10 protein-coding genes and 1 riboswitch are annotated in these 14,457 nt (G+C 49.0%); of the genes, 2 read left to right on the top strand and 8 right to left on the bottom strand.

Annotated elements, in window-relative coordinates:
* Positions 1–3 precede the first annotated feature (3 nt).
* The 5 genes from BZG23_RS08520 to BZG23_RS16860 all read right to left on the bottom strand — a co-directional run bounded on the left by BZG23_RS08520 (position 4) and on the right by BZG23_RS16860 (position 8,106).
* Positions 4–3,354: an SNF2-related protein gene (locus BZG23_RS08520; RefSeq protein WP_077606665.1), complete on the bottom strand. Its 3,351-nt coding sequence runs from the start codon at positions 3,352–3,354 to the stop codon at positions 4–6.
* A 37-nt stretch (positions 3,355–3,391) separates the two neighbouring features.
* Positions 3,392–4,345: a WYL domain-containing protein gene (locus BZG23_RS08515; protein WP_443216284.1), complete on the bottom strand. Its 954-nt coding sequence runs from the start codon at positions 4,343–4,345 to the stop codon at positions 3,392–3,394.
* Positions 4,346–4,592: 247 nt separating this feature from the next.
* A complete protein-coding gene (locus tag BZG23_RS08510; protein WP_077606663.1) occupies positions 4,593–5,675 on the bottom strand; it encodes a helix-turn-helix domain-containing protein in 1,083 nt (360 codons plus the stop codon).
* A 347-nt stretch (positions 5,676–6,022) separates the two neighbouring features.
* Positions 6,023–6,925 (bottom strand): homocysteine S-methyltransferase family protein, encoded by a 903-nt coding sequence (locus BZG23_RS08505; RefSeq protein WP_077606662.1) that lies wholly within the window; start codon positions 6,923–6,925, stop codon positions 6,023–6,025.
* Positions 6,926–7,005: 80 nt separating this feature from the next.
* On the bottom strand, positions 7,006–8,106 hold the full coding sequence (locus BZG23_RS16860; protein ID WP_274532373.1) for a methyl-accepting chemotaxis protein: 1,101 nt from the start codon (positions 8,104–8,106) through the stop codon (positions 7,006–7,008).
* A gap of 174 nt (positions 8,107–8,280) precedes the next feature.
* Here BZG23_RS16860 and BZG23_RS08495 point away from each other — a divergent pair, with 174 nt between their 5' ends.
* Positions 8,281–9,306, top strand: coding sequence for a potassium channel family protein (locus BZG23_RS08495; RefSeq protein ID WP_077606660.1), 1,026 nt, complete (start codon positions 8,281–8,283; stop codon positions 9,304–9,306).
* Positions 9,307–9,419: 113 nt separating this feature from the next.
* Here the strand turns inward: BZG23_RS08495 and thiD are convergent, their stop codons facing one another.
* On the bottom strand, positions 9,420–10,271 hold the full coding sequence (gene thiD / locus BZG23_RS08490) for a bifunctional hydroxymethylpyrimidine kinase/phosphomethylpyrimidine kinase (protein ID WP_077606659.1): 852 nt from the start codon (positions 10,269–10,271) through the stop codon (positions 9,420–9,422).
* A gap of 61 nt (positions 10,272–10,332) precedes the next feature.
* A riboswitch (TPP riboswitch) is annotated at positions 10,333–10,433 on the bottom strand.
* 127 nt (positions 10,434–10,560) lie between these two features.
* Between thiD and BZG23_RS08485 the strand changes: the two genes are divergently transcribed.
* Positions 10,561–10,695: an entericidin EcnAB gene (locus BZG23_RS08485; RefSeq protein ID WP_077606658.1), complete on the top strand. Its 135-nt coding sequence runs from the start codon at positions 10,561–10,563 to the stop codon at positions 10,693–10,695.
* Positions 10,696–10,743: 48 nt separating this feature from the next.
* On the opposite strand, the gene BZG23_RS08480 is transcribed toward BZG23_RS08485, so the two are convergent.
* Positions 10,744–12,501: a putative bifunctional diguanylate cyclase/phosphodiesterase gene (locus tag BZG23_RS08480; RefSeq protein ID WP_077606657.1), complete on the bottom strand. Its 1,758-nt coding sequence runs from the start codon at positions 12,499–12,501 to the stop codon at positions 10,744–10,746.
* A complete protein-coding gene (locus tag BZG23_RS08475; protein WP_077606656.1) occupies positions 12,498–14,393 on the bottom strand; it encodes a sensor histidine kinase in 1,896 nt (631 codons plus the stop codon). Before BZG23_RS08475 ends, BZG23_RS08480 begins: the two co-directional genes overlap by 4 nt.
* Between the last annotated feature and the right edge of the window lie 64 nt (positions 14,394–14,457).

Below are 14,457 nucleotides of genomic sequence, written 5' to 3'. Positions count from 1 at the left end.
AGATTAAACAACCTCATCCTGAGCACTGTTTTCTATGAGCTGCTTTTGCTGGATCACAATAAATGCCAACAATTCAAAGTCATCAAGCCCGGCAAATGTATTCACTAACGCTGAGGTAGCGCCACCGCTAAACAAACTATCAACATCTTTTTCTTCCTTAACTTCAATCATGCTTTTTATGGCATCTGTTAGAAGGTGAGAGTAACGCTGCATATCTCGACCGTCTTGTGTTAGGCGATTAAATAACGCACAAATCTCACTGAGCGGCTCTGTTTGCCCTTTACAGCTACTGCGGATTAAATCTAATAGTCTCTTTACCTCAAAATGATTAGCGACGATGTGCCCTTCATTCGATACATAGACAAGGTAATAAGGGTGGAGCCTGTTTTGCAGATCGCTATCGATACTGTTATTGACGTTTTTCAGCGCAAACACCACGCCAGGCAATAACCCTAGTTCAGGCTTAGCTTCAACCACCGCATGCATGCCGCTTGGTGCATTTCTTGGTTCGCCGTAGAGTTTTATTAAATTAAGCAGGTCCATCCGAAATTCATTTAGACCTAGATCGGTGATAGAAACGCCCGTTTTTAAATCTTCAAGCTCGATGACTTCTTCTTGTAGTTTCTTTAACTGTTCTTTACGGTACGACACATCGTTAGCTTGACTACTTAGAACGTTATCATCACCGGTCGCTGTCACGTCAACTATCGTCATTCGACTTTCAACACGTTCTTTTAAGTTGATGTACTCATCCAGCGATATATCAGGCCAGTAGTTAACTAACTGAATACATTTATTCGGCGAGCCAATACGGTCAACTCGCCCAAAGCGCTGAACAATCCGAACTGGATTCCAGTGAATATCAAAGTTAATTAAGTAATCACAGTCCTGTAAGTTCTGCCCTTCAGAGATACAGTCTGTAGTAATCAACAAATCGATTTCAGCGGGTTCATCAGGTAATACACTGGCTTTCGATTTGGCAGCTGGAGAAAATAAGGTGAGCACTTCTTGTGTGTCATAGCTCTTAGTACGATGAGCGTCTTTTCGTCCGGTTTTTAAGGTGGTCTTAGGTAAACTGGCACCACCAGTGATCATCGCACTATGGATTCTATGTTCACTTAACATCACAGGTGACAACTGCTCGTACAGATATTGAGCGGTGTCAGCAAACGCCGTGAACACGATGATTTTTCTGTTTCCAGGATTTATAGGGTTGTTTATTTTTTCAGCAATATGTGAATTGAGATGCTGCAACTTAGCATCTTCTTCTGGCTTAATTTTGCTAACAGAATCTAGCAACCCTTTGATCAGCTCCAAATCTCCATTTAAATCCTGCTGCCATGATGGAAGATCCATATCCATCAGCTTGATTTTGATCTTGTTGCCGATTTCCATATCGTGATAAGAAGGCATGTCGTCTTCATCTGCTTCAATAGACTCAAGCGCTTCAACCAGACTACTGACTTCAGTTTGCCCGTCTCGCTTATAAAACTCGTCGATAATGCCAAGAACACGAATATGGTTATCATGGAGTGATTGCAAGGTGCTTCTGAACGAGTATACGGAGCTCTCAAGACGCTTTAGAAGGTTCGTTGTCATTAATGCAACCAAGCTTTTTTCACGGTCGCTTTGCTTTAACTTACCTTTTCCGCCTTCAACTTGCGTATCATACATCTCCTCGTATTTCTTCAATCTACTCGGGAGGATATAACTCACTGGCGCATAGACGGAAAGCTTGAGTCGCTTAAGCTGTTCAAAGATCTCATTCAGGCTTACTACATCCGAACGAGTAGTAAGCGGACAATGAAACGAGATTGGTTTGTTACGTTCAGGAAAATGGCCAATATCTGTCGTATCGTAGAATGTTGTGATGTGCTTTCGTGAGCGAGCGATAGTGACGCTATCAAGCAGTTCAAAAAAGTCAAAATCCAAGGCATCGAGTATGGCTTTAGCTGTTCGCGTCTCAGGGTCTAGTTTGGACCAAGCGTTAAATGCGGCTTGTGCTTGGTTGAATATCTGTTCTACGCTTTTTGTGGTTTTAAGGTGCTTTGTGATATTGCTCGACTCGCCTTCATAAGCTAGCGCAAGCTGGTTTCTTAGGTCAGTAAATCTGTTATTCACTGGTGTCGCTGATAGCATCAGAACTTTGGTTTTCACGCCAGCGCGAATCACTTTATTCATCAGTTTCTGATATCGAGTTTCTCGATCTTTCACTGCATCGTTGTTTCTAAAGTTATGAGACTCATCAATGACGACTAGGTCGTAGTTACCCCAGTTGATTCTATTCAACGGAGTACCGAAGGATTCGCCAGTGGTTCGGCTCAAATCTGTATGGCACAAAACATCGTAACTGAAACGGTCTTTAGCAAAGATATTTGTTTTTAGGTTTCGATTAAAGTTGAGCCAGTTATCCGCTAACTTTTTCGGACATAGAAGCAGCACAGATTTGTTTCTGAGCTCGTAATACTTGATGACAGCTAACGCTGTAAATGTTTTACCAAGACCAACACTATCAGCCAGAATGCAGCCGTTATAGGTCTCTAACTTATTGATAATCCCAGTCGCGGCGTCTTTTTGGTAGTTAAATAACTTGTTCCAAATCAAGGTGTCCTGATAGCCGGTTCGATCATTTGGTAATACATCCTCTGTAATATCATCAAGGAATTCATTAAAAATGTTATACAAAATGATGAAATAGACTTTTTCAGGCGAGTTTTCTTGATAGACAGACTCTATATGCTCGCAAATGGTTTTAGTAACATCTTGAAGCTTCGCAGGGTCTTTCCAAATTTGGTCAAATAACTGTAAATACTGGGCTGTGAAATTTGGCTCATCGATTTTTTGCACAAAATTCGAAATAGCGTTGCCTCGCTGATACCCCAAATCAACCGCCGTAAAACCGCTAACCGGAGCAAAAACTGCACTCATGGCTTCTGTTTGCTGCCTAGATGCTTGCGTCACAACAAACGATTGCATTGGGGAATCAGTTTTGTTTGATTTGAATGTCGCTTTCTTTCTGATCCAGTTTGCACACTCTTTAGCGATCGCTTTTTGAGTGAGCTTATTCTTTAACTGTATTTCAAAGTCAGTTCCGTAGAGGCTGCGTTCACGCCCAGCTTTGGGGATAAAGAACTCTCGTTTTTCTTTTTTGAATTTATCGGTAACTTCATCTGCGACAAAAGTAGGTGATGTGAAGATGAATTCAAGTGAGTCTATCTTCGCTAACTCCTTTTTGAGAGCCTCATACGCATAAATTGAAAAGCAAGACGCAGCAATCTTTAACTTTGTGTTCGGTGTCAGCGTCTGTTGAAGCTCGTCACCTAATAGGTTGTTAAGATTATCGATTATTTTCATCAAAATTTATACCCTGCGCCAAGTTCATTTTTGTGCATTAGTTACCAAGTTCTTTTTCGTCAAAACTCGGTGCCAGTTTTAGGTTCGCAACACCATACAACGCTTGTTTATTTCTTAAAAAAAGCTGGTATTCAGCCCCAGATAGCGACTCATCCAAGGAACAATCCACGTTCCATTGTCTGAGCAAATACCCCGCAGTTGCAGCCCTAATCTCAACCTTTAGAACGCCACCCGTCATACCATAATCCAATTCAATCGCTTCGCTGTGCTCTATGCGTGGGTGCGGTACTAACTCCAGCTCAACAAATCGGTTCCATTGCCTGTCCTGGGTTTCGAGCTCACTTTCTTTAACAACAGAAGGCGACAAAGTAGAATCCTCAAGCACAACCGCTGCTTTAATTCGGGTCAGTACAAAGTCTCTGAATTCACAGTGCTTGCGGTCAAAACCACGAACGTGCCAACGCAGGCCATTGTCCACCAACGTATGCGGCACAATGTCACGCGTTGTTTCACCGCTCGATAACGACACATAGGTAATACGCAAGGCTTTGCCTTTGTGGATGGCCTCGGTGACCTTCGCCACTATCGATAGACTCGGCTTATTGAGGTGATAAGGCGCTTCACAAGCCAACGGCGGTTTTACCTTGCCAGTGAAGCCATCTCCGTAGCCCTGGCTGATGGTTGCCAGCGTTCGTACCGCATCGTAGTCAAACAAAGGGGTAAAATGCGTTCCACGTTTGTGTAGCCGCTGCTTTGGGTCGTACGTGATGTTATTAGGCGCTAGCTCTCGGTATAGGTTGAAGTCTTTGGTAGCTTGTGCCGCCGCAATATTAAAGCGATCGACTAAATCGGCACGCACAGCCTCCCCTTTAAACATAAGGGTAAAATCGATATGTGCGATCCTATCTCTGGCTGCTTGTGACAATTGAGCGAGCTGTATTGGGTTATCATTATCCCGATTGAACACGGAGTAGGCTCTTACCTGATTAATTTTATTAGGTAAAATTTTATCATAAAAAATGCGAGACAAAAGACATTGTAGTGTTTCTTTAGGCAAGAATGTGACTGTTGAACAGGTATTGATCAATGATTCTAGCCTAGCTTCCAACATGATATTGAGTATGCATTACCATTCGGGAGCGTGAGAACGAGTGAACACACTTTTACTGTTCTTGCTTTAGTTCCGCTAAGGCTTGCTCGGCCATTTGCCATGGTAAACGTCTGCCGTTGGCTTGCAATTACCCCTCCTGAGCGACCAGCTTGTTAACGGTCATCTCCAACTTACGCTCTTTATGAAAGCTGGATAGTGACATTCCCAGAAGTTCAGCGGCTTTAGATTCTCCAATATATTCTTCACCCAAAGCGCGATAAACCAACTGCTTATGTAGATAAGTGGTTTCTTGTGGATAGGCGTTACCTGGCTCTAGCGTTCGCCAGCCATTTTTACTGAACAGCATAAACAAGTTCTTTTGGGTCGCGGGGGTTATGATGCCGCATTGACCCGCTCGAAACAGTGCTGCCAGCATACTGATACCATATTCGTGCTTTAGCATGAGCAATTCGCGCGGCTCAATATGACGGCGTTTTTCACCCAGGTGCTCGATGAGTGTCTGAGTAGGTAAAAGGAATGCACCCGCAAAAGCATTGCACACCTTCTCTTCATCAATCCCTTCAGCTAAACGTCCCTGCACCACTAAGTGCCCTAGCTCATGTGCTAAGGTGAAACGCTGACGGTCTCCACTCTGGGCAGTAGAAATCACAACGACGGGGGTGTTGCCAATTTTCCCCGCTAAGCCATCAAACTTTTTATCCGTTTCAACACCAGTGGTAATGATCATCACCCCTTTGGCTTCGAGGGTATCAATCATATCTTGAATAGGGTTTAGGCCAAGCTCCCAGGCATGACGCATTTGAATCGCTAACGTTTCGGCTTGCTCTAAACAAGTGACTTGCTTTGGAAGCGCTTCTGGTAAAGCAAACTCAGGAATGGGTTTTACCGAATCTGGATAACACGCTAATAGCTCTTGCCAGCGTTCAGCTTGGTCTAGAACGTCACCATTGATTCGGTCCAGCGTTTTTTTTGGCGTACTTGCACGCTTGCGGTACTCAACACCTTCTAACTTCACCTTCGTTGGGCGAAAGAAGTACTCTGTACGAACATCAAGTGCTTTTGCCAACTTCAGCAGGTTCGAAGATGAAGGCATTGTCGTGCCATGCTCGTACTTTTTAATGGCGTTAGCGGACAGGCCAACTTCATTGGCTAATGCACTCATTGATAGCCCGGCCGCCTTACGAGCTCGTTCTAGGCGTTCTGCAAACATGGCATCCTCTTAAGCAATGAGTTGGTTTATAAAAATAATCACTTTGTCGTAATCATAAACCTTATCGCCGTAATTTTCTATCTGCTTGGCCGTTAAGAGTTCTCAATTTTACTCACGCCTTCTTCCAGTATCAGGATACTTGACGCTAAATGCGCGGAGCCGTTTTCGTGCCCGCAGACTGATGGATAAGCTTGATTGAGTGAGTTGTCAGAGTTCCACTGTGATCTCATGCTTGCTCGCTCCCCACGTCGGCGCGCGGGGAACGATCAGCAAATCAGTTACAGTATGCATTCCCACGCGGGAGCGTGGGAACGAGGTAGGTAACGCCGGCGCGTGGGAACGAGCTATTAATCCGCTAACTGCGAAAACTTGATGATCTCGTGAGATTGCTCAAGGGTTTGTGCGAGGTGTTGGATATGCGCGGGGGTGATTTCGCAGCAGCCACCGACCACCAGGGCACCGTCGGCAATCCATTGTTGCACGCGTTCGGTGTGGACTAAGGGGGAGAGATCTTCCCGCGCTTGCAGGGCATCAGCTTTGCTGCCTTTGGCCATGTCTTCTACCGATTTAAACGCGTTGGCATAGCCACCCACAATGTCGGCCTGGGTCGCCATCTTTGGCATTGCCGTGGTAAGCACCTCTGGGTCGCAGCAATTGAGCATCACTGCTGTCGGGGCATATTCAGTGACCGCGTGCATGGCTTGCTCTAGCGACTCGCCAGAGCGGAGTGCGCCATTAGGCTCTAACCGAAACGCAACCCCAAACGGTTTACCTTGCTCACGGGCGGCGGCGCACGCTGCACGCGCTTCAAGGGTGTTGGTCATGGTTTCAATTAAAAACACATCCACGTGAGGCTGCAGACGCGCAATGTGGCAGAACTCTGCTTTCATATCGTCAAAGCTGCGTTGCGGCTGGCCGAGATAGCTGCCCACCAGCGGCGGTAAACAGCCGGCAATATCAACATCGGCGCTTGTCTCATCCACCGCTTGCTGCAGCGCTTCGAAGGCTTTCTGGTAAATAATGTCTATTTTATCGCTCAGGCCGGCTTTGGCGAGACGCGTGGGGGTCGCTGGGTAGGTATTCAGGGTATGCGTTTTCGCACCGGCACGAATAAAGTCTTTGTGCACGTCTTTAACAATATTGGCATGTTTTAACATCACCGCGACGGACCAAAGCTTCGAGCTCACATCCGGCCCTCGTTGATATATTTCCTGTCCTAGGCCGCCATCGAGTAACGCTATCGATGTCATGGTAACTTCAGCCTCCTTCGGCCATTTATCCTTGGTTGAGTTTGAGGTTACCATGTGCTTATCGATTTAACACCCCGTTGTTACGCTACCTCTTCACTGCCTTCAATCGCGAGATGTTCAAGCTTATCAATCACCGTCATGCTGGCGCTTTCCATCTCTTTTAATGCAGTGACCATTTGCTCGGGTTGCTGAGCATGAAACGCTGCCACCGCTGCTTTCGCGTGGGTATGCACTTGCTCGTGAGGCGCGGCAATGGCTTTAAACGTTTGCAACTGTGTGAAATACTGCTGGCCTTCACCCTGTTCATACCATTGGCCGAGGCGGCATTGGGTGTGATCGGTGATATCGTCCGAGGTCATGCTGTCTTCACCCAGCACGACGCGGTATATCGCAAATTTAAAGCTAATATGGTCAAGTTTCGCCAGTTCACAAAAAGCACGCAGCGCAGAGGCTTTAATAGTGGTACGGCTATGCTGTGCTTGCTCACTCTGCGTGGCCATCGCATCGGCCACCTGTTGGCCTTGCTCGCTATATTCAATCGCGTCACTGGCAAGCTGATCGGTGAGTGTGCAAGCATGCCCACTCCCAGCGCGAATCTTCTCGACCAGCTGGGTGATATCTTGCGTGGCGCTGGCTGTACGTTCTGATAAGCTACGCACTTCATCGGCGACCACCGCAAACCCTCGACCCTGCTCACCGGCACGTGCCGCTTCAATCGCTGCGTTTAACGCTAAAAGATTGGTTTGATCGGCGACATCGCGAATCAACTTCACAATACCGCTCACCTCTTGGGCATGCTGGTCGAGCGCACGAATTGCTTCTGACGATTGCTGACATTGCGCGGATAACGACTGCACATGACGCGCAAGATCATTGACTTGTTCGGCACATGACGCCGCCTGATGGCTCACGTCCGTTACCCGTTCTTTTTCACCGTTGATGGTGTCGGCCAAGGTGGCCAGAGACGATTGCGTCGCATTGATTGAGTCACCGAAGTGGCATAAGTTGGCGTCGATGGCTTTTCCCGTTTGGCGTTTTTTCTCTACGGTGGCTAACTCTGCCTGCAATGCCTCTTTCTCTGCATTCAGCGCGTCGATGGTATGGTTGATCTGCTCAATTTTTTGCTGCAGAGCGACTTGTTTTTGCTGCTCTTGTTCAAGTTGACGACGAGATATAAACACGCTGACTCCCAATTAAGTAATTAAGCTTTTTATAATATTTTAACGCTTAATATTGGCGATGTATGATGAGCCAAGCGAAATGTGATCCATTTTGCGCCAATCGTTTGATTTACACTGTAAACCGATAATAATTCCCGCCATACTGGCGTTTCTGCAGCAAATGAGCGAAACACTATGACCTTTTGGTTGCTTTTTAAACGTTGGATTATCAGTCACTTTGCCCATTTAAACGGGCGTATTTTGGGATTGGTGGTTCTCGGTTACGGCGTGATTGGCTGGCTGCTGTTGCATTGGGCGGGTGAAACCGAGATGACCCAGTCACTCGGTCGCTATATCTATTACTTAATGGTCACAGCGTCCACCGTCGGCTATGGCGATTATTCGCCAGCGACAGAAGCAGGACAGTGGATTACCGCCTTTTGGATTATTCCCGGCGGGCTGGGGTTATTTGCCGTTGTGATTGGGCATGTAACCAGTGCGTTGGTCGATTATTGGCGACGTGGATTACAAGGAAAACGGAGTCTTACAGTGAAAAATCATATTCTGGTGTTGGGGTGGAATGGTCAACGCACTATCCAGCTCATTCGCCTACTACAAAGCGGTGTGCATGGCGATCGCCCGATTGTGCTTTGCGTGCGTCCCGAAATGGAAAACCCGCTCCCCGGTGAGGTGGAATTTGTGCGTGTAACCAGCTTTACCGATGCCGAGGGGATTGCCCGTGCGGGGATTGATAGTGCTTCGAGCATTATTATCGATAACCCAGAAGACGATATTACTCTGTCTGCGGCTCTGTTCTGCGCGCACAAAAACCCGTCCGCGCATCTGCTCGCTTACTTTCAAGATGATGCACTCAGCCAAATATTAAAACAGCACTATCCGCACGCCGAGTGTGTACCGTCTGTGTCGGWGGAAATGCTGGCAAAAGCCGCTGTCGACCCGGGTTCCAGCCAGTTACATCACGAGCTATTAAGCACCGCACAAGGGATGACACAGTATTGCGCGCGTTACCCCACCGATGCGAGCGCCACGGACGTCGGCACCTTGTTCAATCAATTAAAGCATGAATACGATGCAACGTTAATTGGTCTCGACAAAGGTGAAGGTATTACCCTTAACCCCAACCTTAAAACAGACGTCGCCCCCGGCGATCGCGTGTTCTACATTGCTGCCGAGCGTTTACCGCATTGGTCGGCGGCGTGATTCGGACACCATTTATCACACGCGACACTGGCTGTTAGCCTTTCCCGAGCAGTCCGCCGCTTCACCTTAGCAGCGGCGGACTCGCTTTACGTGCCCTATTCGTGAAAAACGGCCTATTCGACTGAGGCTTCTTGCGCATCGTGATGACGCGCTTCGACTGGGTAGGCGTAAAAATGATGCACAGGCCCCGCGCCTCTTCCCACCTTTAACTGCTGACTATGCGCCAAGGCGTCGGTGAGATAATGCTTCGCCGCGCGCCCGGCCTCGATAGGCGTCATCCCTTGGGCGTAAAACGAGGCGATAGCGGCAGACAGTGAACAGCCTGTGCCGTGCGTATTCGCGGTCTCAACCCGACGGGCGCTCAGGGTTTGGCAAGTATCTCGACTAATCCACACATCCACACTTTCAGGAACGTGATGTAAATGGCCGCCTTTGAGCATCACGTACGGGCAGCCGAGGCGACGCAAGGCGGGGACTAACGCATGCATTTGCTCAATGGAGGTGGGGACAGGCTGACCGGTTAATCGCGCCGCCTCCGGCAAGTTGGGGGTGAGCACGGTTGCGCGTGGGATCAGCGCTTCAATCAACGCTGTCATGGCGTGTTCATCCAACAAAGGATCGCCGCTGGTGGCCACCATCACGGGATCTAAAATCACCGGTAAGTGTGGCGATCGCGCTAACACGGCAGCTACTTCGCGAATAATCGCTTGGTTGGCGAGCATGCCGATTTTAATCGCACGCACTGGCATATCGTACAACACCGCATCTAGCTGGGCGCGGACAAAACCAGGATCAACTGCCGAGACGGCCTCAACGCCACAGGTGTTTTGCGCGGTTAACGCGGTGATCACCGAGCACGCATAACCGCCGGTGGCTGAAATCGCTTTAATATCGGCTTGAATGCCGGCACCGCCACCGCTGTCTGAGCCGGCGATGGTAAGAATAACAGGTGGAGATAGGTTCATATTGGCCCCTTAATCATCAGGGGCGGAAGGAGACGAAGTAAGCCGAAATGCGCCACTTCGTGTGCTGAACGTGTCAGTTCCCTCCGCCAGTGCTAACTGGATCAGGTTCTACGGGTCCTGCTTTCGCAGTCTCAGCAATCACTTGCTCCCCGACTAACTGTCGTTCAGGATATTAACCCCACAGGCAAAGCGCAAGCGTATTATTCGCCGCTGGAGCCTTTTTCGAGGTTCGAGTAGGATAAGTAATGCGTAAAATACGCGTAACAAAAATGTGCGAACAGGAGTCCCTATGAAGCTATCGTTATTGCTTGTGATCACCACCTTATTTGTTGCCGGCTGCTCAAACACCTGGGAAGGAGTAAAAGAAGACTCATCAAAAGTGTGGGAGGACACTAAAGAAACCGTCCATGAAGCCACTGAATGATTCAAAGTGACCTCGGTGCGGGCCAAATCTAGCGCACCGAGGCGTCATTTAATGCGCGGTAGGCGAGATCTCGGCGTTCATCGCGTGTCTACCTTGCGATAAAATGTCCTCAAAGTCGGTTATAGCAAGCGGCTTTGCATATAAAAAGCCCTGTACTTGGTCGCAGCCAATCGTCTGCAGCACCTGCTGCTGGCTGACTTTTTCCACCCCTTCGGCGACCACGCCATGACCAAACCCATGCGCCAAATCAATCACGCTACCCACCAAGTGTTTGTCACTGGCGTTAGTGGCTAGGTCTTGAATAAAACTGCGGTCGAGTTTAACCCAATCAACGGGTAACTGTTTAAGGTAACTCAATGAGCTATATCCGGTGCCAAAGTCATCCAACGCGATATGCATACCAGCCTCCCGCAATTGTTGTAGCTCTCGCAATGCCACCGAGATTTGCTGGATCAGTGCCGATTCCGTGACTTCCAATTGAATAATGGCCGGCGGGATATTTGTCGCATGGCAGCGAGCCAGCACACTCTCGGCAAAACCATGACGGAGCTGCTGGGCAGACACATTTACCGACAAATGAAAGCACTCGTCAACTAGGGCGCGAGCCCGCCATTGCGCCACCGCCTCCAGTGCCATCATTAACACTTTATCGCCAAGTTGCATCATATCGGCACTGCGCTCAGCGATGGGAATAAATTCGGCGGGGCTTATCGCCCCGAGCGTTGGGTGTTGCCAGCGCAGTAATGCTTCGGCCCCCACCAGCAGCCCCCCATCAAGTCGCCACTTAGGTTGATACACTAAGGATAGATGGTTACTTTGCAAGGCAGCGCCAAGCTCAGTACGGATCAAATGCTCACGCTGGGCTTTATTATCGAGTTCAGGTTGATACTCAGCCACAGGCTGCTCATTGGTTGGAATGGCTAAAATCGCTTGGCGAAAAAGCTGGGCGACATCCTCGTTTTCAGAATGGGCGCGGCTGATCCCAATATGGCAATGTAAGAACATTAACCGCCCTTCTAACGTGTGGTGCCCATTGATCAATCGGTGAATCCTCGCCGCTTTTTGCGCCGCCTCTTCACCCTCGCCTTCAATCAGCATCACTAGTCTCGAGCTATCCCATACTCCCACTCGATGCGAGCGCGCTACCGTACTGTTCGCCAGCAGCTCCGCAATGTGTTTATACAGGGCCTCTGTCATTAAGTGCCCTTGGTGCTGGGTCACTGCCTCCATCCCATCAAGCGCAATCATTAGCACAGTGACGGAGCCTCGCATTAATTGTCGTTCCGCTGCATCTAACAAGGCTCGACGATTGGGGAGCCCTGTTAAAGAATGGGTGAGAGAGAGGGCACGCAACGCGGCGGTTTGTTTATTCACCAACATTTGCAAGCGCGCGGCCTGGTCTCGCTGTTTTAACGTTTTGAGCTGTAACTGCAGCAGATTATGAATACGCTGAAGCACTTCGTCATAATCAAACGGCTTGCTGATATAATCAATCGCTCCGCGGCACAAGGCTTGGTTACGCAAATTCAGATCGTTATCTGCAGTCAACACCATAACCGGCGGGCAATGCTCACCGAGGGCATGGTTAAGATCGTCCAACACCATAAGTCCTGAGCGCTGCGGCATACGCATATCGAGTAAGATAAGATCCGGAACTGGGGAAAGGTGATCGGTGACCAAGCTCGGATCCGTTAAGCCAATCAAGTGCTGGTATCCTGCTTGCTTGAGCATTGCAGAGAGCAAGTCAATGTTTTCCCGCCGATCGTCAATGATCAAAATAGTCGCTTGTAATGATGACTTTATCATTCCCTGTCCTCCAGTAACGATTGGATAGCCGCAGCAAGATCGGATGACGACACGGGGTGCTGGAGCCGCTTAAACGATGAGGGAGTATGCGGGTGGTGAGGCTTGTGTTGTTCCGTTTCAAGCACAATCACGGATCTCCCCTCAATGAATTGCAACCCATGATCCTGGAGCGTTGCAGCATCATCGCCATTGATGATCAAAAGCGACGGCGCCAATGTGTGTGCCATTGCGTCTGCCAGTGAGACATCATGCGCACAATGCAATGTCAGCAAGGGCCAATCCTCAAAGCAATCAGCCATCAGTCGCTGCTGATGGCTGTCTCGGTCGATATACAACACACGGTGAGGTTGCTTTAAGGATAAACTTGCCTGCCGCAACATCTTGCCCTCTGAGCCGGCGGATGACAACGCTGACCGATAAGGGAAAGTGACGGAGAAACAACTCCCCTCACCCACTTGACTTGTTACCTCAATACGGCCTTGCATCTTTGCCACCAGTTGATGGGTCACGGCCAAGCCAACCCCCGCGCCTTCAATCAGTGAATCTTCTGCCATCAGACGATTAAAGGGCTCAAACAAGCCGGCTAGCTGATCAGATGCAATGCCAATCCCAGTGTCATTGACGCAAAGTGTGAGGTTTCCGCCGGCCTCGCGTGCGTCAACCCATACGCTTCCTTGAGGGTGGTTATATTTGACCGCGTTGCTAAGCAAATTAATCAATACTTGCTTAAACCGGATCGGGTCCACATAAAGCTCTCCGTCCAGCCCTTGAGGCAAATGGCTTTGTAGGCTCACCTTTTGTCGTTCGGCAAGCGGCGCTAACGTGTGAATGGCATCATTGACCAGTGCCGTAGCTGGGTACCAGGTCGGGTTAATGGTGGTTTTGCCGGCCTCAATTTTTGCCAGATCCAAGACATCATTGATCAAGGCAAGCAAATGACGGCCACTTTGGTGGATTTGTTCAACATACTGGTGCTGACTGTCTGAAAGGGTTAGATCGGGCGATTTAAGCAATAACTGCGCATAACCCAAAACACTGTTCAACGGCGTGCGTAACTCGTGGCTCATCGCCGATAAGAAATCACTTTTTGCTTGATTGGCGCGCTCAGCCTCTTGCATGGCCTGTAAAAGTGGGGTGGCGTCATAAGCCACAGTGACAATGGCGTAAGGCTCGCCGGCAAGGTGATGAATCAGGGTTTTCGCCAGCTTAAAGGTGCGACCATCGCGCAGTGTCACATCAATGTGGACGGGCTCACCGTCGACAGTCAATTGGTGATCGAGGGCGTTGAGGGTGTCACGCATGCCATCGGGAAGCGCTTTACCAAACGCCTCAGCCAATTGGGTAACATGGTCAACATTCACCGCTTGCAAACAGGCTCGGTTTGCTAACGCATATTGACCACCTAATTCTCTGACAAACACAGGATTGCCGATCGCATCGATGATGGTTTTCAGCCTATTTCGCTCGTGCTGAACAGTGGCTTGGGCATGGGTTAATGCGCTTAAGTCAGACATAATGCCGATAAACTCACGTCGCGCATCGACCCACACTTCGCTCACTGCCAAGTGGACAGGCACTAAATGTCCCTCACGGTGTCTTGCCATAACACGCCGACCAGTACCAATCACATTGGGTTCACCGGTGGACAGATACTTTTTTAAGTACTGGCCGTGTTTGCCCTGATGCTCAGGGGGCATTAAACACTCAACATCCTGACCAACTAACTGGTTTTGCGCGTAGCCAAGCAGGGTGTGGGTGAAAGGGTTGGCGTCAAGGATAATCCCCCTCTCATCAATCACTAAAATGGCTGCCGCAGCACTGTCCACCAGTGCTTTATAATGAGCCTGTGAGCCGCGTGCACACCTACCGTCCATGGTTGATTGCTCGTTCATTTTCCCGCCTCAAACAAAAAACGCCCCATCCATTGGGGCGTTATACCACGTACCTAGAGAGGTT

The organism is Salinivibrio sp. ML290 (assembly GCF_001995695.1).
In the GTDB taxonomy this organism is placed as follows: domain Bacteria; phylum Pseudomonadota; class Gammaproteobacteria; order Enterobacterales; family Vibrionaceae; genus Salinivibrio; species Salinivibrio siamensis.
This window is presented reverse-complemented; position numbering and strand designations above follow the sequence as displayed.

Bases quoted from the DNA above. Each gene is read 5' to 3' on its own strand.
- BZG23_RS08520 (WP_077606665.1), bottom strand. From the start codon at position 3,354: ATGAAAATAATCGATAATCTTAACAACCTATTAGGTGACGAGCTTCAA.
- thiD (WP_077606659.1), bottom strand. From the start codon at position 10,271: ATGAACCTATCTCCACCTGTTATTCTTACCATCGCCGGCTCAGACAGC.
- BZG23_RS08475 (WP_077606656.1), bottom strand. From the start codon at position 14,393: ATGAACGAGCAATCAACCATGGACGGTAGGTGTGCACGCGGCTCACAG.
- BZG23_RS08480 (WP_077606657.1), bottom strand. From the start codon at position 12,501: ATGATAAAGTCATCATTACAAGCGACTATTTTGATCATTGACGATCGG.
- BZG23_RS08485 (WP_077606658.1), top strand. From the start codon at position 10,561: ATGAAGCTATCGTTATTGCTTGTGATCACCACCTTATTTGTTGCCGGC.
- BZG23_RS08505 (WP_077606662.1), bottom strand. From the start codon at position 6,925: ATGACATCGATAGCGTTACTCGATGGCGGCCTAGGACAGGAAATATAT.
- BZG23_RS08510 (WP_077606663.1), bottom strand. From the start codon at position 5,675: ATGTTTGCAGAACGCCTAGAACGAGCTCGTAAGGCGGCCGGGCTATCA.